This is a genomic window from Xenorhabdus sp. XBWT (genome assembly GCF_059072735.1).
This window is the reverse complement of record NZ_CM180990.1, coordinates 248,246-266,653: the sequence shown is the minus strand read 5'-3', so window position 1 is coordinate 266,653 and position 18,408 is coordinate 248,246. Positions and strand designations below refer to the sequence as shown.

Below are 18,408 nucleotides of genomic sequence, written 5' to 3'. Positions count from 1 at the left end.
CCTGTTACTCTTTTTCCTCATACATATATAGCGAACGAATTTCAAAGCTATTCAACATAATGCATATAGTAAGTAACATTAAGCCCGAGCAGATTTGAGGGGGATGTCATGCCAAATGACCATAAAAAAAGGGAGCAACCCGATACGGGTAAGATCCCCACACCATTAGAGAAAGGGCTACATAGCAGTAAAAAAGCGCTTTCCGTGACGATTCGTATTGGCAACGCCATCCGTCGCATTACTTTTATCGCTCATTTGATTCGGGCGGCACAACGTTTCAATGACCGAATGGGCAGTCAATTTGGGGCTGCAATTACTTACTTTTCCTTTCTATCCCTGATCCCCATCCTAATGCTCTCTTTTGCCATCGCGGGCTTTGTGCTGGCTTCCAATCCTGATTTGTTGGCCCGTTTGATCAATGGCATCGCCAACAGCATCAGTGATCCCGCTCTCGCCAATACGCTGAAAAACAGTGTCGATACTGCGGTCAATCAAAGAACAACGGTAGGGCTAACGGGTTTGGCCATTGCCCTTTATTCGGGTGTGAACTGGGTAGGCAACTTACGTGAAGCGATCCTCGCTCAATCCCGGGACGTCTGGGAACGTACCCACGAAGATAAGGAAAAGATCTACTTTCAGTACATCCGCGATTTTTTCTCCTTATTCGGAATGCTATTTGCTTTGGTCATGACACTTTCGCTGACCTCCATCGCAGGCTCAGCCCAAGCGACCATTGTCCATGCTCTCGGATTAGAAGGCATAGAATGGCTTCGCCCTGTATGGACATCAATTGGCATGACGATTTCCATTTCGGCCAATTATCTGTTATTTCTGTGGATATTGTGGATATTGCCGCGCCATCGGCCTGAAAGAAAATCGCTGCTCAAAGGTACTTTGATAGCGGCTATTGGATTTGAGATTATCAAATATATTATGACCATGATGCTGCCACGCCTTGCCAGCTCCCCTTCTGGTGCTGCCTTTGGTTCAGTGATTGGCTTAATGGCATTTTTCTATTTCTTTGCCCGGCTGACACTGTTTTGCGCTGCGTGGATCGCCACCGCAGAAGAGAAAAAGTCAGAGTAACTATTCACATATTGAGTAACTATCCACATATTAATGTATACCCAATGGGTTTCAAGTTGCAGCCAACAAAGCTGCAACTTGAAAGACGAAAAAGTATTAAGACTGTTTTTTGCTGTACCCACACTCCCGCGCCAAAGCGGGATGCTTCATCAGAAGCATTTCATAACAAACCAGAAAAGGAGTCCTTCCTATGCCATTTGTGAACATCAAAATTACCCGTGAAGGTGCAACCGCTGAACAGAAACAAAAACTGATTGAAGGTGCAACCCAACTGCTGGTGGATGTACTCGGCAAAAACCCTGCAACCACCTTTGTGATTATTGATGAAGTGGAGACAGATAATTGGGGAATCGGGGGTAAAAACGTGACTGAGCTAAGGGCTGCTGCGAAGAAATAAATCCATTTTATTAATCAATAAGGGTAGAGCAATCGTAAGCGTACGGGGAACCCCACCTAGCCAGGATAAATCCATTGATTAAAATAGTTTCACCTATTCTGATGATGGAAAAAACTCACATGAGCCAATCCAGGTTTACTCAAGCCGAGTGGCGGGACCTGTTTGAACAGCAGAAAAAATCCGAACTGACAGTCCCGCAGTTTTGCCAAAAAATCGGTGTGTCGACAACCCGGTTCTATCACCACCGCCAACGCACCTCCCATCCACCGGAAAAGCCGTCTGGGCTGGCTTCACCGTCTGCTTTTATTAAAGTCAGCACCGCTCAGAAAAAATCCGCCTCATCCAGCCCACTCCCCATCTTATTTGAGACACCACAGGGCACACTGCGTTTTCCTGCCGGCACGGATAAGCATGTTATCATTGCGATTATTCGAGGGCTCGCCGCATGAAAATGTTTGTGGATGTGCCGGAGGTGTATTTGTGCCGCTCATTTATCGACTTCCGAAAATCCATCAACGGGCTGGCGGTCTGGGTAGAGCTGGAAATGCAACTGTCGCCGACGCAAACCGCGTTATTCCTCTTTTGCAACAAGAAGCGGGATAAACTCAAAATCCTCTACTGGGATAAAACTGGGTTTGCGCTCTGGTACAAACGGCTGGAGAACGCGAAATTCAAATGGCCCACCGCCGTCAACAGTGCCTCCCTGACCCTGACAGAGCAGCAACTGCACGGGTTGTTATCGGGTTATGAGGTCATCGGGCACCAGCCCTTCTCCGTCCAGGATTGCCATGTCGCCTGATCCCTTGATGATCATCAAACCAACGGGCATTAATTACGCTTTTTCGCCGGGGATGGCATAAAATGTCCCCATGAAAATTGATATTGATGCCCTGCCCAATGACCCCGCTGAACTGAAACGGCTGCTGATTAAGCAGTCGCAGCGGCTGGCCTTTTTGGAAGAGCAGTTCCGTTTAGCCCAACAAAAACGGTTTGGGGCTTCCTCGGAAGCGTTCCCCGGCCAGGGGGAGTTGTTTAACGAAGCGGAAGAAATTGCGCTGCCGGCTGAAACGGCCGCCGCACAGGAAACCCTCACACCTCCCCGCCGTAAGCCGACACGCAACCCCCTGCCCAAAGATTTACCGCGCGAAACCGTGTTCCATGATATCGCCGAGGAAGAAAAACAGTGTGCGTGCTGTGGCGGCAGGTTGCATCAGATGGGGGCAGATCGCAGTGAAAAACTGTTGTTCATTCCCGCTCAAATCAGGGTGGTTGAGCATGTCCGCCCCAAATACGCCTGCCGTGAATGTGAAAAATCCGGCATTCAGACGCCTGTCAAACAAGCCTCCCTGCCAGCGATGCCCATCAAGAAAGGCATGGCGACCAGCAGCCTGCTCAGCCAGCTTATCACCAGTAAATATCAGTATGGGTTACCGCTGTACCGTCAGGAAAGTGTGTTCAAACAGTATGGCATTGACCTCAGCCGCCAGACCCAGAGTGACTGGATAGTAAAATCCGCGCAGTTGTTTGCGCCTTTGGTGACCAGGTTCAGGGAAACGCTGTTGCAACAACCGGTTCTCCATGCGGATGAAACCCCGGTGAAGGGGGTGACGTCTGAAAAAACGACCCATTACATGTGGGTCTATTGTGTGGGCACTGATACCCCCGAACCGGCGGCGCTCACACCGAATATTGTGCTGTATGACCACCAGGCCAGCCGTTCAGGCACCTGCGCTGCTGACTATCTCGCCGGTTTTCAAGGTTATCTGCAGGTGGATGGCTATCAAGGCTATGAGCAGACCGGTGCCCGGCTGGTCGGCTGCATGGCCCATGCCCGTCGTAAATTTATGGAAGCGAAGCAGGCGCAGGGAAAAAACAAAACGGGCAAAGCCGATATCGCGCTGAGCCTGATCCAGTCACTGTACCGGGTTGAGCATCAGATCAAGGGGTTAAGCCCGGCCGAAAAATACCGGATCCGCCAGGAAAAAGCGCTTCCTATCTGGGATAAGTTATCGGCCTGGCTGGTTAAAACCCAATCTCAGGTGATCCCCAAAAGCAAGCTGGGTGAGGCCGTGACTTACCTGAGTAATCAATGGCCCAAACTGATCCGCTATCGGGAGGATGGTCGTTTGTCGATCGACAATAACCGGGCAGAAAGGGCGATCAAACCGTTTGTCATCGGGCGAAAGGCGTGGCTGTTCAGCCATACCCCGCGCGGTGCGCAGGCGAGTGCGATCCTCTACAGTGTCATTGAAACGGCCAAAGCCAATGGCCTGATCCCCTTCGATTATGTCATGACCTGTTTGGATGAGTTATGCCAGCCCGCCCCGGATCTGGAAAAACTGCTGCCATGGAAAAAGCAAGGTGGGGTTTAGTTGACGCTTACGAGCAATCTGCCCGTTATATCCGAAAGTCCATTCAATTCCACTCGTCACCATCTCTCCTTATACTCACAAGCCAGCCTGACATGGTTTTGGTAAAGCTTAGCTCCTGTTGCCAACGACCGGGGTTAAAAAAATTGGATTTTACTGGATCGACAGGGCAAAACACCCGAAAGCCAATCCCCCGGTCAATTAGGTGGACATCGGGAAAATATCCTGCTTGAAAAAAAATGAAGAACAACTTAAATAATAATATATTAATTACAGAAAAATTAAGGTTCCTCTGGCACCGGCCCGGGTCTCATTATCTGATTAAAGCTGTTTTTGATTTGGTTAACATCAACCGATGCCTCGCCTTTCGGTTGTACTAAAATAAAAGAGATTTCCTGAGATAGCATCTCTTTCAGTTTTTTATTCAGAAGCTGGGGAGTCAGGGAGGATAAAAACGTCTGTCTCAAGCGCTGGAATTGTTCTGGGGCGATATCTATCACGTTATTTTGCTGTGACAACAGACGCTGGTTAATCAAGATATCGGTATCTGTGCGGGCGTACATGGCAAATAGTTGCTGGAGCTGAGTCCGCTTCTGGTTATAAAGCTCATCAAATTGTTCCTGTGATAGCCCATTTTCACGCAATGATGACAACTGGGAAGCCAGATAAAGTGTCGATTCCATCAGCTTATCTGTGGGAGCATCAAGATTCAGTGAACAGTTCGCCCGCTGATATAATACCTGACAATCCAGACCTAACTGCATGCCATCCTGTTTCTCTTTAAGCCCCGATTGCAGATAACGGTAAAGTGCCTCACGCGTCAGGTCATTCTGCCAGTACTGAATCAATGTCTGTGAATCTTTAATCGGCAGCCAATTCAAGTTCCAGGTTAAAGATAAGCGATCTTGCTTGGCCTGTTCGCTCTCTACACCAATCGTTGCCGCTTTCAGCGGTAGCAATGTAGGAACGGGAACCGGTGTCTGCCTTTTTCCTTCCAGTGATGAGAATGCCTGATTAATTTGCTCTGACAGAAACCGATTGTCAACATGCCCCGCGATATAGAGTGTCATCGCATCCGGCGTGTACCATTGGTGATAAAAGTTTTCGACTTTCTTTGCATCCACAGCCCCAGATACTGGCATTCCCGGGTCGTGGCCGATCAAAGTCGATCCTTGCAAACGCGTACGCCATACCGGATCTTGGACATCAGGGGGAAAAGTGGTGACATGTTCACCCTCTTTCATGGCATGTGCCAATGTCTCAGGATTAAATACTGCTCCACCAGCAATATCTGACAACCATATTAATGCATCTTTCAATAGGTCAGAACGGTTATTCGGTAAGCTGAGGCTATAAAGCGTGAAATCGTAGGAAACAATAGCGGGTGGGAAAGGATTTTTGGTATCTATCACGTTATTCCACAGGTTTTCTAGTTTTTGCGATGATAAATCTTTACTGCTGGATAAAACGACTTTAGGGATAAGGTAAGTATAGCCACGTTGTTGGTTCTTCTCGGCCAATGACCCTGTTTTTACCAATAAACGCAGCTGAATTCTGTCATTGGGTCTCTGTGGTGTTTGCAGGAATTGCCAACTGAATCCGTTTTCCAGTTTGCCTTGTTGCCAAGCCGGATCGGGGTGCAAAGTTTCTGCCTGTGCCAAGCAAGTTGTCCCCAGAATCGCGCCACCAATAAGATATCCGATTTTGTTGCCCTGCATTCTTACTTACCCCTACCTGTTTAGTTTTATCCCTCAAAAACCTGAGACGATCAGATGAACCCAGATATTATCATCAAGGATTAGACCATTATTCATCTTTTAAGGTTTCATTTTGATGACTTTTTCTGCTTATTAGCCTGACGATTATAACCTTTTACCAGTAACCCTAACTCATCATCTTGATGGCCTTTAGGGCAAGGCATTGGTACTGGCGATGGTTCTTCTTCATTCAGTTCGCGTGCAATATCGCGCAGTGGATGGATGATAATGCGATTTATGCACCAACTTATCGATACCGCAAGAATAAGCGCAAGCAATAAATAAGTGGTTAACATTAATGCTAGTGTATTTAAAGCAAAACGGTACACTCGATTGGAGTCAACCTGCAAGATAAGGTGCCCCTGTGACTCTATAGTTTTTGGCGAAACACCATAAACGTAGAGAGGAATATTTACCTCAACCGGAATGCCAAAAAAATAGTTTGCCATTTCAGGGATAGGCCGGTGAGTCGCAAAATCCAAGCTCATCACCCGAATATTATCGGGCAATACTATATCAGCTCGCCCTAAAATGCCGGAGGTCTTTAGCCCAATCAACAGTGATTTCGCTTTATTGAGATCTGAACTCCGCAATGCTTCTGTCAAAGGGGTTTGGATCTGTACTGCCGCATTCTGTAGTTGGCTGATATAGTCATCTTTTCGCTGCTGCAATAAGTGCGATAATTGGATGGTGATGAAAATGGCAATAGTTACCAAAGTGACTCCTGTCACTGCGGCCATTTGTTTAATAGTTAACGAACGTTTGACACGCAATTTCATCTTATCCAAACCGATAATTGTAAAAAGACTGACTATCACACCTTAACAATGCGACCGAGTATACTTGATTTTCTTTGTAGTCGTCTTATTTTGATAAGTTCAAAAACGAGGGTATAACGGTTGCATTCACTAATACAACAACATAACAGTTTTCACTGGTCATATTTACCGTTATACCACGATCAGATCCGATTAGATGGATAGATTTTCGTCCTGTTCAACCGCAAAACACGCAATCAGTTGCCCGCCATATTGCTCTAGCTTAGGCTGGGACTGGGTGCACGGGCTGAATGCACGACGACAACGGGCAGCAAAAGCGCATCCAGAAGGCGGGTTCATCGGGCTGGGTAATTCTCCTGTCAGCTTTATGCGTTCATGCCGTAATTCGGGATTCAGGCGAGGAGTCGCAGACAACAACGCCTGTGTATAAGGATGGCGCGGATTATTGAAGATCATTTCCTTATTACCTTTTTCAACACAGCGCCCCAAATACATGACCATCACTTCATCAGCAATATGTTCAACAACCGAAAGGTCATGGGATATAAAGACATAAGAAAGCCCTAAATCCTGCTGTAAGTCCATCATCAAGTTCAAAACTTGCGCCCTCACTGATACATCCAGTGCAGAAACAGGTTCATCCGCAATCACCACATCTGGACTTAACATCAACCCACGGGCAATGGCTATCCGTTGTCGCTGCCCCCCCGAAAACATATGCGGATAACGCGCATAATGTTCCGGTTTTAACCCCACTTTATCCATCATATGCAAAACTTTATCTTTGCGTTCAGCCACCGTGAGCGAGGTATTAATCAGCAACGGCTCTTCCAGAATCTGCCCTACTTTTTTACGGGGATTCAAGGAAGCGTAGGGATTTTGAAATACGATCTGGATTTTTTGGCGACGCAGTTTTTCCGCTTCTTTATTCGGCACCAATAGATCTTGCCCAAAATAATAAAGTTCTCCATCGGTCGGCTTTTCAATCATAGTCAGCAGACGACCCAATGTGGATTTTCCGCAGCCGGATTCCCCGACAACCGCCAACGTCTTGCCTTTTTCCAGCTCAAATGAAATACCATCCAATGCCTTAACCATGCGCTCTGGTGAAAATATACCTGTTTTCACCGGATAGTATTTCTTTAACTCTGTGGCTTTCAATAAAGGAGCCGTGACCTTTTTCTGTTCATATTCCTGTTCATAATTTTGTTGAGTACTCATACTGTCGGTCTCCCCTCATCATCCAGCGGTATATGACATTTAACCTGACGTCCTCCCACTGATTTCAATGGAGGCTCCTCCTGACGGCAATGCTCATTGGCATAAGGGCAGCGGGGATTCAGCAAACATCCTATAGGACGATCATATTTTCCGGGAACAACCCCCGGCAATGATGCCAAACGGGATTTATCTACAGCAAACTCTGGCAAGGCCCGTAATAACGCTTGGGTATAAGGATGGCGTGGAGCACGGAAGATTTCTGTTGCTTTGCCAATTTCCACTACCTGACCGGCATACATCACAATAATATGGTGCGCCGCTTCCGCTACCAGCGCCAAATCATGAGTAATTAAGAGTAATGCCATGTTTTCCTGCTGCTGCAATTCCAACAGCAATTCGATGATTTGCGCCTGAATAGTCACATCCAGCGCTGTCGTAGGTTCATCAGCAATCAAGAGTTTCGGCCGACAAGCGATAGCCATAGCGATCATCACACGCTGGCTCATTCCCCCCGACAACTGATGCGGATAGACATCCAGACGAGAGGCAGGATCAGGAATCCCCACTAGAGTCAGTAAGTCAATCGCCCGCTGGTGCCGGGTTTTCCGATTTCCGCCCTGATGTACTTTCAGGGCTTCCATGATCTGATAACCGACGGTATAACACGGGTTGAGGCTGGTCATGGGATCTTGGAAAATCATCGCCACTTCCGTACCAACCAACTGACGACGCTCTTTTTCTGAAATCTTCGTCAGGTCACGACCATTAAATTCCAGCTTTTCAGCCATCACCCGACCCGGATAATCAATCAGCCCCATAATCGCCAGTGAGCTGACTGACTTACCTGAACCGGATTCCCCAACGATCCCGACGACCTCCCCCTGTTCAACACGGTAGCTGATACGGTCAACGGCGCGAAATGGTGTATCTTCATCTCCGAAGTACACCGATAATTGATCTACATTCAACAATGCCATTTCACAATACCCCTACTGCTTGAGCTTAGGATCGAGTGCGTCACGCAACCCGTCTCCCATCAGGTTAAACGCCAATACCGTCAACAAGATAGCCACTCCGGGGAAGGTAACGATCCACCATGCACTCTGAGCAAATTGTAAAACATCCGCCAGCATGGTTCCCCATTCCGGGGTCGGTGGCTGTGCCCCCATTCCCAGAAATCCTAAAGCTGCCATATCGAGAATGGCATTCGAAAATCCTAATGATGCCTGCACAATTAATGGAGCGAGGCAGTTTGGCAGAATATTGATGAACATTTGACGAACGGCTCCTGCGCCAGCTACTTGAGAAGCCGTCACATAGTCGCGGTGAATTTCAACCAGCACGGCTGCCCTTGTCAGACGGATATAGTGAGGCAAGGCAACGAAAGTCAGTGCCAATGATGCATTGACAATGGATGGCCCAAAGATCGCCACCAGCACCAATGCCAATAGCAAGCTTGGCAATGCCAGCATAATATCGACAACACGCATGATGATGGCATCGACAACACCGCCGAAATAACCCGCCAGTACGCCCAGAATGATGCCCATTATCAGTGACATCACCACAACCAGACAGCCGACCAGCAGCGAAAGGCGTGAGCCATACATCAGACGGGACAGAATATCGCGCCCGACGTCATCTGTACCGAGGATAAACTGCCAGCTTCCGCCTTCCTGCCACACCGGAGGTGTCAGCAAGGCATCACGGAACTGTTCGGCTGGCCCATGTGGTGCCAATACTCCGGCCAATAAGGCGACCAACAGCATCAGGACAATATAAACAAGGCCAATTACCGCCCCTTTATTACGTTTAAAATAGTGCCAGAATTCCTGTAGTGGCGTCATCAATTTTGGCGCACCCGATACTACTGGCTCAGTTGTTTGAGTCATCATGTGCTCCTTATTTCTTATGACGAATACGCGGATTAACGATGCCGTACAGCAAATCAACCACCACATTAACCAGAATGATCATGGTTGCTACCAGTAATACACCACCCTGCACTACCGGATAGTCACGACGTTGCAGAGCATCAATCAACCAGCGCCCCAACCCCGGCCATGAAAAAATAGTTTCTGTCAGAATCGCACCCGCCAGCATAACGCCCACTTGCAGGCCAATGACTGTGACAACGGGTAATAAAGCGTTACGTAAAGCATGAACGATAATGACACGTATACGGCTCAACCCCTTGGCACGGGCAGTACGGATGTAATCTTCCCCCAACACTTCCAGCATGGCAGAGCGGGTCATTCGCACAATGACCGCTAACGGAATGGTTCCCAGAACAACAGCAGGCAGGAGCATATGCATCACTGCATCAATGAAATCACCGTCTTCCCCCCAAATCAGTGTATCGATCAACATAAATCCCGTCAGGGGATAACTATCATCAAGAAATACGCTATCGCTGATTCGACCGGAAACAGGCGTGAGATCCCACTGGACGGAAACCAGCATGATCAACATAATTCCCCACCAAAAAATCGGCATGGAATAACCTGTTAATGACAGGCCGATTGCTGTGTGATCAAAAACAGAGCCACGCTTAACTGCGGCTAATACGCCAACCGGAATACCGACAGAGATGGCGAATAACATGGCACAGATACCCAATTCCAGTGTTGCTTTGAAACGCGGAACAAACTCATCCCACACCGGAATACGGCTTTTCAGAGAGATGCCCAAATCACCATGCATAACCCCGTTGATATAATGAAGATACTGTTCCCAAAGAGGTTTATCCAACCCCATTTCAGCTAATAATTGAGCATGACGCTCAGCAGTAATACCGCGTTCTCCCGCCAGAATCAGCACCGGATCACCCGGTATCATATGTACAAAAGCGAAAGTCAGTAGCGTAATACCAATAAACGTCGGGATGACTAATCCCAGACGTCGGAGGATAAATTGCAGCATATCCTGAATTCTCTTTTTGAATACCAGTTACAGCTCTTCAGGCCGTTTGGTGTAACAGAGTTCGACTTGCCCATCAGAGAAGCGAAACCATCCCCACAGAAAAATCCGGGGGATGGTGCATCACAACAGCTCAACAGCAAGCGTTATTTAAGATCAACCTGATAGAAAATGTGTTTTCCAAGCGGATCAACCAGATATCCTTTCACTTCTTTACGGATTGGCTCATAAACTGTGGAGTGAGCAATGATCAATGCTGGTATTTGTTCATTCATGACAACCTGAGCCTGTTTATAAAGCTCGGTACGCTTATTGATATCAGAGGATTCACGGGCTGGCTGGATAACATCCTCAAAAGGTTTATAGCACCATTTGGAATAGTTGGAGCCTCTTTCTTTGGCAGCACAGCTAAACAAAGTACCGAAGAAGTTATCAGGATCAGCATTATCCCCTGTCCATCCCATCATGACAGTCTTAGGCTCACCATCTTTGGCACGTTTCAGATATTCGCCCCATTCATAACTGACAATCTTGGCCTTGACACCAATTTTCGCCCAGTCAGCCTGAATCATTTCCGCCATACGGCGGGCATTCGGGTTGTACGGACGCTGCACCGGCATTGCCCACAGATCTGTTTCGAAACCATTTTCAAAACCAGCCTCTTTCAGCAATTCCTTCGCCTTGGCAGGATAATAGGCATAATCTTTAATGTCATCGTTATAACTCCACATAGTTGGAGGGATCAGGTTTTTCGCTTTTTGTCCGGCTCCCTGATAAACAGCATCAATAATGGCATCTTTATTGACTGCCATCGCCAGCGCCTGACGAACCTTCTGATTATCCATCGGTGGTTTTGTGACATTGAATGCGAGATAACCCACGTTCATACCGGCCTGTTCTTTCAGGACAATATCTTTATCCTGTTTCATACGGGAAATATCAGCCGGGTTCGGGTATGGCATCACCTGACATTCGTTTTTCTGTAATTTTGCATAGCGGACAGAGGCATCGGGGGTAATAGAGAACACTAAGCGGTCAATTTTCGATGGCCCTTCCCAATAATCCTTGAATGATTTATAGAGAATGCGGGAATCTTTCTGGTATTGCTGTAATTGGAACGGGCCTGTACCAATCGGATTAAGGTCAACCTTTTCCGGCGTACCCGCTTTCATCATTACATCAGCGTACTCTTGAGATAGAACCGAAGCAAAATCCATTGCCAAATTAGCAACGAAAGGAGCCTCAGAGCGCGACAATACAAAACGAACAGTATAATCATCAATTTTTTCTATTTTGCTGATAATGCTACCCATATCCATGCCAATGAAATATTCGTAGCTGCCACCCGAAATACGATGATATGGATGATTTTTATCTTTCTGACGCATAAAAGTAAAAAGCACATCTTCAGCATTAAAGTCACGGGTAGGTTTGAACTCCTTACTGCTGTGCCACTTCACACCTTTACGCAAATGGAAGGTATAAACCTTACCATCGTCACTTACATCCCAGCTTTCAGCCAGACTTGGAATGATATCAGTTGTACCTGCTTTAAAATCCACCAGGCGGTTATAAATTTGTCTGGAAGTCGCATCATAAGTCGTACCGGAAGTGAACAACTGTGGGTTAAAACCTTCCGGAGAACCTTCGGAACAGTAAACCAGCGTTTTGGCCTGAATACTGACTGTTATGGCTAACGCAATAAAACCGACACCCAGTTTCAACAAACTGGACTGTTTTTTCTTGGAGATTATCATTACTCGGACTCCGTTTGTGATGTTTATTGTTTCTTAGCCAGCCCAGAGTTTTCTTCCTAAATGCCACTGTCCCAGCTTGTTTTATCGTTTTTCGTTTATCAATTAATCAATTGTTATGCCCGGCGTCAACATAATCACACATGACACAAGAAACACTATAACAACATAAAAGAAAATATTTATTAACAAATCTGGTTAAAAAATATGATTTTCAGCACATTAAATAGTCAAATCCACTAAAAAATCAAATCCCGTCAAGAATTAATCTCTATTGATTATAATTTTGAATTTGTGACTAGTTGCTTAAATAATATGCAAATTAACTTATGAAAAAAAGACAAGGGACATGAGATATGGACGAAGTAAATATGGATAAAATAATTGGAATATAAACGGTTAAAGGAAGATTAATCTCATTCCTTGTTAAAGTCATAGTTTTGTTATGAATTCAGTTTACTGATACAGGTTACGTGGGGAGCTTGCACTGCTAATATTACACTCAACGTTGAGTGTAATAGAACCTTAGATGGTTTAGCGAAAGGAGAAAAGTCACCGCTGCAAACGGAAGGATTAATACATAAGAAAAAACCCCGCTCATAAGAGCGGGGTTTCAGAATGCTGGTCGGCGAGAGAGGATTCGAACCTCCGACCCACTGGTCCCAAACCAGTTGCGCTACCAAGCTGCGCTACTCGCCGAAAACGAAGCGCATCTTACTGCCTGTCCCCTAGCCCGTCAATACCTTTTTAAAGATAAGTGGTTAATTGATGAAAATACAACCGCAATGTATGTCATTGCATACCTGCTGAGCTCAAAATCACCACCATCATCAACAGCAAAAACCTCCAGCTACTTCAAGCACACATCATCATTGTATTGTTGCCACTACTCGCGAGATTTAATTAAAAAAAATTACATGTAAATAGACATTGCCAGCCAGCCAAAAAACGTAAAGGCGGCGTTAAAAAACAACATAACCATTAGATAAATAATGTTATTTTTCACAAGACACCTTTAGGGGTAGATAATAAGATCTGATGTATGCAATCGCTTTCTTTTTTAAGAAAAGCAAAGATATTCTAATGCTAATTAAGAATATCAACATAAACCCACAAGCATAAAAAATGATAATTATGGCATATAAATTATTAGCATTAATCATCTTCTAAAAACAAAATAAACAGACAATATCAACAATCAACAATCAACAATCAACAATCATCAATCATCAATCATCAAACAAAAAACAAGCAAACAAGCAAACAAGCAAACAAGCAAACAAGCAAACATGAATCATTTTATTAACAAAGTGAAAGCAAATGCCCGTATTGAGGTTACCACTTTAGGCCTGCCGTGAGTATGGATGAAGATGATGACTCTCTATTGTATGAAAATGTTAATTTAAGGAAAACATTGTGAATAATATTGAAACATTGAAATTTCTGGAAGCTGATGAAATCCCTCACTTAGTCAAGCAGTATGGTACTCCTCTGTTTGTGTACGATCTGCCAACTATCAAAAAGCATTATGATTATTTCAGCCAGATTCCAAATCTGTACGGCTTGACTGTGCGTTATTCTGTCAAGGCAAACCCAACGCGTGCTATTTTGGCTCAGTTCAATAAATTGGGTGCCTCATTTGACGTGAGCTCTGTTTGGGAAGCACGTCGCTGCATCAATGCGGGTATTGATGCAAACAAAATTCTTATTACGGCTCAAGAAATTTCAGAAGGCTGGGAAACACTATGTGAGGCAGGAATGGAATTTGATGCTGGTTCACTACAACAACTGAAAACTTATGGCGAAAAATTCCCCAACACCCAAGTCTCAATACGTATCAATCCAGGCTTTGGTTCCGGATTAGTGAAAAAACTCACTAGTGGTGGTAACCACTCAAGTTTTGGTTTGTGGTTCGAACAGTTTGATGAAGCGTTTGCTTTAGCCAAACACTATTCTCTCACCATCAAACGGGTCCACCTGCACATTGGCTCAGGGCATGATTCAGAGGTATTGGAAAAAACAGTAAATCGTGCACTGGAACTGTGCGCCAAAGTGCCGAGTGCCACTCACCTAAACCTAGGTGGTGGTTACAAAATCACTGCGCTCAATAGCGATCCTCATTACGATCATCATGCCATGGGCAGCCGTGTCAGTGCTTCGCTGGAGCAATTCCAACGAGAAACAGGGCGCAAGTTACATCTGGAAGTAGAGCCGGGCACCTTTTCCATGGCCTTAGCTGGATCGTTAATCACTCGTGTCATTGACGTGGTCAACACCGGAACCAATGGCTACCGTTTTATCAAGATTAACGGAGGACTGACCGAAATTATGCGGCCTTCCTACTACGGCGCACTGCATCCTCTCGTAGTCGTAAAGCATAACGGCACACTAGAAACCAACGATGTATGTGAACAGATGGTTTGCGGGCATTGCTGTATCGCTGGTGACAGTCTGACGCCAGTCGCTGGTAATACCGAAGATTTTACACCGGTCACCCTAGCTCGTGCCGAAATCAATGATTATTTGGTCGTTGAGCGTACAGGTGGCTATGCCGCCAGCATGAGCGTGAAGAATTTCAACTCCTATCCAGAAGCAGTAGAAGTATGCCGCATAAGCAAAGGAGCCTATCACATCATACGTGAACGACAAACTCTGGAGCAAATGACACAAAATGAACGCGATCTGCCGTTAATTTGAAGCCGTTCTGAATTTCCCAACACTTTAGAACATAATAATTTAATCCGATACAAGGATATTTCCTTGTAATGGCCTCCTATGGGCCAAATGCAAAGTTGTTGGTTGAAATCTCTTTGGTTGACATTACTCTTCATTTAAGGAAGCAATATGAACTCGAAAGATTCCCTTGTGCCTGATTTACTCGCGGGCGATCTAGAAGGTAGTACTGACGTCCAATTAGCTCCGATTAAAGGCAAAGACTTGCGCCGCAACTTACCACGAGAATATTTCGTCAAAAAACCTGTGGTGTTTCTCGGTAAAATGATCTTAGCTTTTGCGCTGATTGCTTTGAGCTGGTTCGGTATCTGGTATGCTCTCAATACACCAGCGACCATCGGCTCCATATTAGCGGCACTTGGCGGCATGCTGATCAGCGGATTGATCTATGCCCATCTCATTGAACTGCAACATGAATGTTTGCACTTCCACGCTTTCAAATCAGCCAAGCTTAATCGCTTTTTCGGTGTGTTAGCGGGATTATTCATGTTCAGCTCTCATTCACACTACCCGTTACGACCATTTACGTCATCATGCTTATCTCGGAACGGAGCGCAATCAGGAACACTTTGATTACCGCTTTAATAACCTGAATTCGATAAAAGGTTTTATCATCGCTTTTTTCGATCTCAACCGTTACCGCCGAGTATTTAATATCCTAGGCGCCGCGTTTACGGGTAAACCCATAGCAGGGGTTAACAAAGAAGAAACTCAGCGCCAAATCAAGCATGAATATATGATTTATGCCGTTATATTCATCTTGAGTGTCATCGCTTCAGTGTATTACCAAACCTGGCTGTTCGCGCTGGCCTGGTGGATACCCACACTCGTGATTGCCGAAGGTGCACACTTCATGATTGAAATGCCAGAGCACTATGGCTTGAATACCCAGACTGAGCCAGACGTGCTAGGAAACACACGGACAATCCGTACCAACATGCTCATAGCCTGGTATGTAAATGGTAACCATACCCATACGGCGCACCATTTTCATCAGGGTGTCCCTATGTGTAATGTGGGCAAACTTAATGAATTAATCAAACAGGAGCTACAAGTCGTAGAAACGTCTTACTTCGCTTTCTATTGCGATGTTATCCGTGGCCTTATTAGTCACCGAATAGATGCGACCTGTATGACCCGCTGATTTAATTAGCATTGTTATAATTAATATAATGCAATTTGTTTTAGTTAAATAACATCGCCCGGTCTTTGATGACATCAATCGGGCGGTGATGTATAACAGATTTGATTCAAATTGTTAACAATGTCTAACTTAAATATGGGTTGATGAATATGAAACAAGTAGGCTTAGTCGGTTGGCGGGGAATGGTGGGTTCAGTCTTACTGGAACGCATGTTGGAAGAGAACGATTTTCTGGGCATTACCCCGCATTTTTACAGTACTTCCAGCGCGGGTGCTATCGGACCAACCATTAATGGCGTAACTTATCAGTTAAAGGATGCCAATAATATTCTAGAGTTGGCAAAGATGGATATCATCATCACCTGTCAGGGTGGCGATTACACCAAAGCTATTTACCCAACATTGAAGAATAGTGGCTGGCAAGGTTATTGGATTGACGCTGCCTCAGCGCTGCGTATGGATAAAGATTCTTGCATTATCCTTGATCCAGTTAATCGTATACAAATCGACAAAGCGGTCAATGATGGTCTCAAACTATTTGTGGGGGGAAACTGTTCTATTACTTTGAGCTTAATCGGCCTCGCGGGATTAATCAAAGCCGATTTGATTGAATGGATGAGCCTGATGACTTATCAAGCTGCTTCGGGGGCGGGAGCTAAACAAGTGCGTGAATTAATCACACAAAGTGCTTACATCAGCCAGCATCTTAGTGCGGAAGAGTTAACCAGTAAATCGTCAATATTACCGTTGGTGAAAAAAGTCAGCAAATTGATCAGCAATTCGGAAATACCGACCGATGCTTTAGGGGCACCATTAATGGGTAGCATTATCCCTTGGATAGATAGCGATCTTGGTGATGGAAATAGTCGGGAAGAATGGAAAGGTGAAGTAGAAACCAACAAAATCCTAGGCCTACAGTCTGGCACTATCCCTGTTAATGGTCTGTGCGTTCGAGTTGGTGTTATACGCTGCCATAGTGCTGCTATTACGATGAAACTGAAACGTGAAGTGAGTGAGCAAGAGTTTGCCAACCTAGTGCAAGACGCGCATCCATGGGTGAATTATGTACCAAACAATAAAGAAGACAGCATTAACAAGTTAACCCCAGCCGCTATCAGTGGTTCACTCAAAGTTGGCATAGGTCGTTACAAAAAAATGTCACTCAATAATGAACCGATCTATTCCGTGTTCACAGTAGGTGATCAGCTACTTTGGGGCGCTGCAGAGCCATTGCGACGCATGCTAAATATTCTTCTCGGCCGTGCTTGATAAGCCCATGATGAAAAAATAGAGCCATGATTATGGTCATCATAACTCATTAAAGGAAATAGTATGCGTCAATATATGGGTTACTTTGCAGCTTATAGTTGGTGCTTTATCACGGCCTTTTCAATGTTACTGACTAGTGAAGTGAGTCAACGTCTGAGTCCTTTCATTGTCTGCTTTTTTACCTTTTCCCTGACTACTGTGGTTTTTGTATCCTGGAATATCCGTCATATTGGTGCGCTGTGGCACCGTATCCGAGAGCAATGCATTATCGGCCCAGTATTGGGCCTCAATGCCAGCAGTTTCGTCAGTTGGGGATTATTGATCTATCCACTAACTTATCTCCAACCAACTTTGGTCGCGACACTCACCCTCGGGATCAATCCGATTGCGACAGCGGTGATTTCCCGTTTGTTCCAGAAACAAGTTTTATCAGCCAAACTACTGGGTATCAGCCTGGCTCTGTTTCTTATTATTGTCTTTCTTAGCATTCGGGCTTGGTACGGTGAAGGCATTATTGCCGGCACTCCAGATCAGCAAATTGTTCTGTCGTTACTATGTTGTTATCTTTCTGGTATTGCGACTTCAGTGAACAATATTCTGACTAAAAAAATTATGGTAAATGGTTTTGGTATTGTGGATGTCATGTGTCTTCGCTTTTATCTCACCATCATCCTTTCCGGTATTATTGGTTTCTCCACTCACAAGGTCGTGCTCAATCAGGATCTGGCTTTGTCCATCCTACAAACGACCTTAGTATTTGTGATAATACCGATGGTATTGATACAGCTAGCTCTAAAAACTCTCGACCCGCTCAGAGTGGCCATTGTCTCTCCGTTGATGCCAGTGTTGGTTGTACTCATGCAGTTGTATGGCAATGCCAGCATACTTTCAGAAGCGACTATCAGTGCCACCATGATGACTTGGCTGTTAGTCTCTGTGGGCACGTACTGGGCCATGAAAAAGGTTTAACGCACTACACGA

The 18,408-nt window shown here is 45.5% G+C and carries 17 protein-coding genes and 1 tRNA gene; 10 read left to right on the top strand and 8 right to left on the bottom strand.

Annotated elements, in window-relative coordinates; genetic code table 11:
• The first annotated feature begins 108 nt into the window (after nt 1-108).
• The 5 genes from yhjD to tnpC all read left to right on the top strand — a co-directional run bounded on the left by yhjD (nt 109) and on the right by tnpC (nt 3,855).
• A complete protein-coding gene (gene yhjD, locus AC5JQI_RS01140) occupies nt 109-1,086 on the top strand; it encodes an inner membrane protein YhjD (protein ID WP_237385841.1) in 978 nt (325 codons plus the stop codon).
• A gap of 190 nt (nt 1,087-1,276) precedes the next feature.
• Nucleotides 1,277-1,483 carry a 2-hydroxymuconate tautomerase family protein gene (locus AC5JQI_RS01135; RefSeq protein ID WP_237385840.1) on the top strand — a complete coding sequence of 69 codons (207 nt, stop codon included), beginning with the start codon at nt 1,277-1,279 and terminating at the stop codon, nt 1,481-1,483.
• Between the two features lie 119 nt (nt 1,484-1,602).
• On the top strand, nt 1,603-1,932 hold the full coding sequence (gene tnpA, locus AC5JQI_RS01130; protein WP_493913441.1) for an IS66 family insertion sequence element accessory protein TnpA: 330 nt from the start codon (nt 1,603-1,605) through the stop codon (nt 1,930-1,932).
• Nucleotides 1,929-2,282 carry an IS66 family insertion sequence element accessory protein TnpB gene (gene tnpB, locus AC5JQI_RS01125; protein WP_275358884.1) on the top strand — a complete coding sequence of 118 codons (354 nt, stop codon included), beginning with the start codon at nt 1,929-1,931 and terminating at the stop codon, nt 2,280-2,282. The genes tnpA and tnpB overlap by 4 nt, the downstream gene beginning before the upstream one ends.
• Nucleotides 2,283-2,352: 70 nt before the next feature.
• Complete coding sequence (gene tnpC / locus AC5JQI_RS01120; protein ID WP_493913440.1) at nt 2,353-3,855, top strand: IS66 family transposase; 1,503 nt, start codon at nt 2,353-2,355, stop codon at nt 3,853-3,855.
• A gap of 278 nt (nt 3,856-4,133) precedes the next feature.
• Here the strand turns inward: tnpC and AC5JQI_RS01115 are convergent, their stop codons facing one another.
• From AC5JQI_RS01115 to AC5JQI_RS01080, 8 genes are all read right to left on the bottom strand, one after another.
• Nucleotides 4,134-5,570: an insulinase family protein gene (locus tag AC5JQI_RS01115; protein WP_493913439.1), complete on the bottom strand. Its 1,437-nt coding sequence runs from the start codon at nt 5,568-5,570 to the stop codon at nt 4,134-4,136.
• 107 nt (nt 5,571-5,677) lie between these two features.
• Nucleotides 5,678-6,388 (bottom strand): HAMP domain-containing protein, encoded by a 711-nt coding sequence (locus AC5JQI_RS01110; RefSeq protein WP_493913438.1) that lies wholly within the window; start codon nt 6,386-6,388, stop codon nt 5,678-5,680.
• A gap of 192 nt (nt 6,389-6,580) precedes the next feature.
• Complete coding sequence (gene dppF / locus AC5JQI_RS01105; protein WP_493913437.1) at nt 6,581-7,609, bottom strand: dipeptide ABC transporter ATP-binding subunit DppF; 1,029 nt, start codon at nt 7,607-7,609, stop codon at nt 6,581-6,583.
• Entirely contained in the window at nt 7,606-8,586 is a 981-nt protein-coding gene (dppD, locus tag AC5JQI_RS01100) for a dipeptide ABC transporter ATP-binding protein (protein ID WP_493913436.1), read from the bottom strand. Before dppD ends, dppF begins: the two co-directional genes overlap by 4 nt.
• A gap of 12 nt (nt 8,587-8,598) precedes the next feature.
• A complete protein-coding gene (dppC, locus tag AC5JQI_RS01095) occupies nt 8,599-9,501 on the bottom strand; it encodes a dipeptide ABC transporter permease DppC (RefSeq protein WP_237385835.1) in 903 nt (300 codons plus the stop codon).
• 10 nt (nt 9,502-9,511) lie between these two features.
• Nucleotides 9,512-10,531, bottom strand: coding sequence for a dipeptide ABC transporter permease DppB (gene dppB / locus AC5JQI_RS01090; RefSeq protein ID WP_237385834.1), 1,020 nt, complete (start codon nt 10,529-10,531; stop codon nt 9,512-9,514).
• Nucleotides 10,532-10,674: 143 nt separating this feature from the next.
• Nucleotides 10,675-12,285 (bottom strand): dipeptide ABC transporter periplasmic-binding protein DppA, encoded by a 1,611-nt coding sequence (gene dppA / locus AC5JQI_RS01085; protein WP_493913435.1) that lies wholly within the window; start codon nt 12,283-12,285, stop codon nt 10,675-10,677.
• Between the two features lie 619 nt (nt 12,286-12,904).
• Nucleotides 12,905-12,981 (bottom strand) — tRNA-Pro (locus AC5JQI_RS01080).
• Between the two features lie 717 nt (nt 12,982-13,698).
• On the opposite strand from AC5JQI_RS01080, the gene AC5JQI_RS01075 reads away from it, so the two are divergent.
• The 5 genes from AC5JQI_RS01075 to AC5JQI_RS01055 all read left to right on the top strand — a co-directional run bounded on the left by AC5JQI_RS01075 (nt 13,699) and on the right by AC5JQI_RS01055 (nt 18,396).
• Entirely contained in the window at nt 13,699-14,979 is a 1,281-nt protein-coding gene (locus tag AC5JQI_RS01075) for a type III PLP-dependent enzyme domain-containing protein (protein ID WP_493913434.1), read from the top strand.
• 147 nt (nt 14,980-15,126) lie between these two features.
• Nucleotides 15,127-15,588 carry a hypothetical protein gene (locus tag AC5JQI_RS01070; RefSeq protein ID WP_493913433.1) on the top strand — a complete coding sequence of 154 codons (462 nt, stop codon included), beginning with the start codon at nt 15,127-15,129 and terminating at the stop codon, nt 15,586-15,588.
• Nucleotides 15,515-16,159 (top strand): fatty acid desaturase, encoded by a 645-nt coding sequence (locus AC5JQI_RS01065; protein ID WP_493914583.1) that lies wholly within the window; start codon nt 15,515-15,517, stop codon nt 16,157-16,159. The genes AC5JQI_RS01070 and AC5JQI_RS01065 overlap by 74 nt, the downstream gene beginning before the upstream one ends.
• A 149-nt stretch (nt 16,160-16,308) precedes the next feature.
• Nucleotides 16,309-17,427, top strand: a complete 1,119-nt coding sequence (gene asd, locus AC5JQI_RS01060) for an aspartate-semialdehyde dehydrogenase (RefSeq protein WP_493913432.1) — start codon at nt 16,309-16,311, stop codon at nt 17,425-17,427.
• A 63-nt stretch (nt 17,428-17,490) separates the two neighbouring features.
• The gene (locus AC5JQI_RS01055) at nt 17,491-18,396 is read left to right on the top strand and encodes a DMT family transporter (protein WP_493913431.1); all 906 of its coding nucleotides are present in this window, start codon (nt 17,491-17,493) and stop codon (nt 18,394-18,396) included.
• Nucleotides 18,397-18,408: the final 12 nt, after the last annotated feature.

Coding starts and splice junctions, on each gene's coding strand:
- tnpA (WP_493913441.1), top strand. CDS start 1,603: ATGAGCCAATCCAGGTTTACTCAAGCCGAGTGGCGGGACCTGTTTGAA.
- AC5JQI_RS01135 (WP_237385840.1), top strand. CDS start 1,277: ATGCCATTTGTGAACATCAAAATTACCCGTGAAGGTGCAACCGCTGAA.
- asd (WP_493913432.1), top strand. CDS start 16,309: ATGAAACAAGTAGGCTTAGTCGGTTGGCGGGGAATGGTGGGTTCAGTC.
- tnpB (WP_275358884.1), top strand. CDS start 1,929: ATGAAAATGTTTGTGGATGTGCCGGAGGTGTATTTGTGCCGCTCATTT.
- AC5JQI_RS01110 (WP_493913438.1), bottom strand. CDS start 6,388: ATGAAATTGCGTGTCAAACGTTCGTTAACTATTAAACAAATGGCCGCA.
- AC5JQI_RS01115 (WP_493913439.1), bottom strand. CDS start 5,570: ATGCAGGGCAACAAAATCGGATATCTTATTGGTGGCGCGATTCTGGGG.
- dppD (WP_493913436.1), bottom strand. CDS start 8,586: ATGGCATTGTTGAATGTAGATCAATTATCGGTGTACTTCGGAGATGAA.
- tnpC (WP_493913440.1), top strand. CDS start 2,353: ATGAAAATTGATATTGATGCCCTGCCCAATGACCCCGCTGAACTGAAA.
- dppC (WP_237385835.1), bottom strand. CDS start 9,501: ATGACTCAAACAACTGAGCCAGTAGTATCGGGTGCGCCAAAATTGATG.
- AC5JQI_RS01055 (WP_493913431.1), top strand. CDS start 17,491: ATGCGTCAATATATGGGTTACTTTGCAGCTTATAGTTGGTGCTTTATC.
- dppF (WP_493913437.1), bottom strand. CDS start 7,609: ATGAGTACTCAACAAAATTATGAACAGGAATATGAACAGAAAAAGGTC.
- yhjD (WP_237385841.1), top strand. CDS start 109: ATGCCAAATGACCATAAAAAAAGGGAGCAACCCGATACGGGTAAGATC.
- dppA (WP_493913435.1), bottom strand. CDS start 12,285: ATGATAATCTCCAAGAAAAAACAGTCCAGTTTGTTGAAACTGGGTGTC.
- dppB (WP_237385834.1), bottom strand. CDS start 10,531: ATGCTGCAATTTATCCTCCGACGTCTGGGATTAGTCATCCCGACGTTT.
- AC5JQI_RS01070 (WP_493913433.1), top strand. CDS start 15,127: ATGAACTCGAAAGATTCCCTTGTGCCTGATTTACTCGCGGGCGATCTA.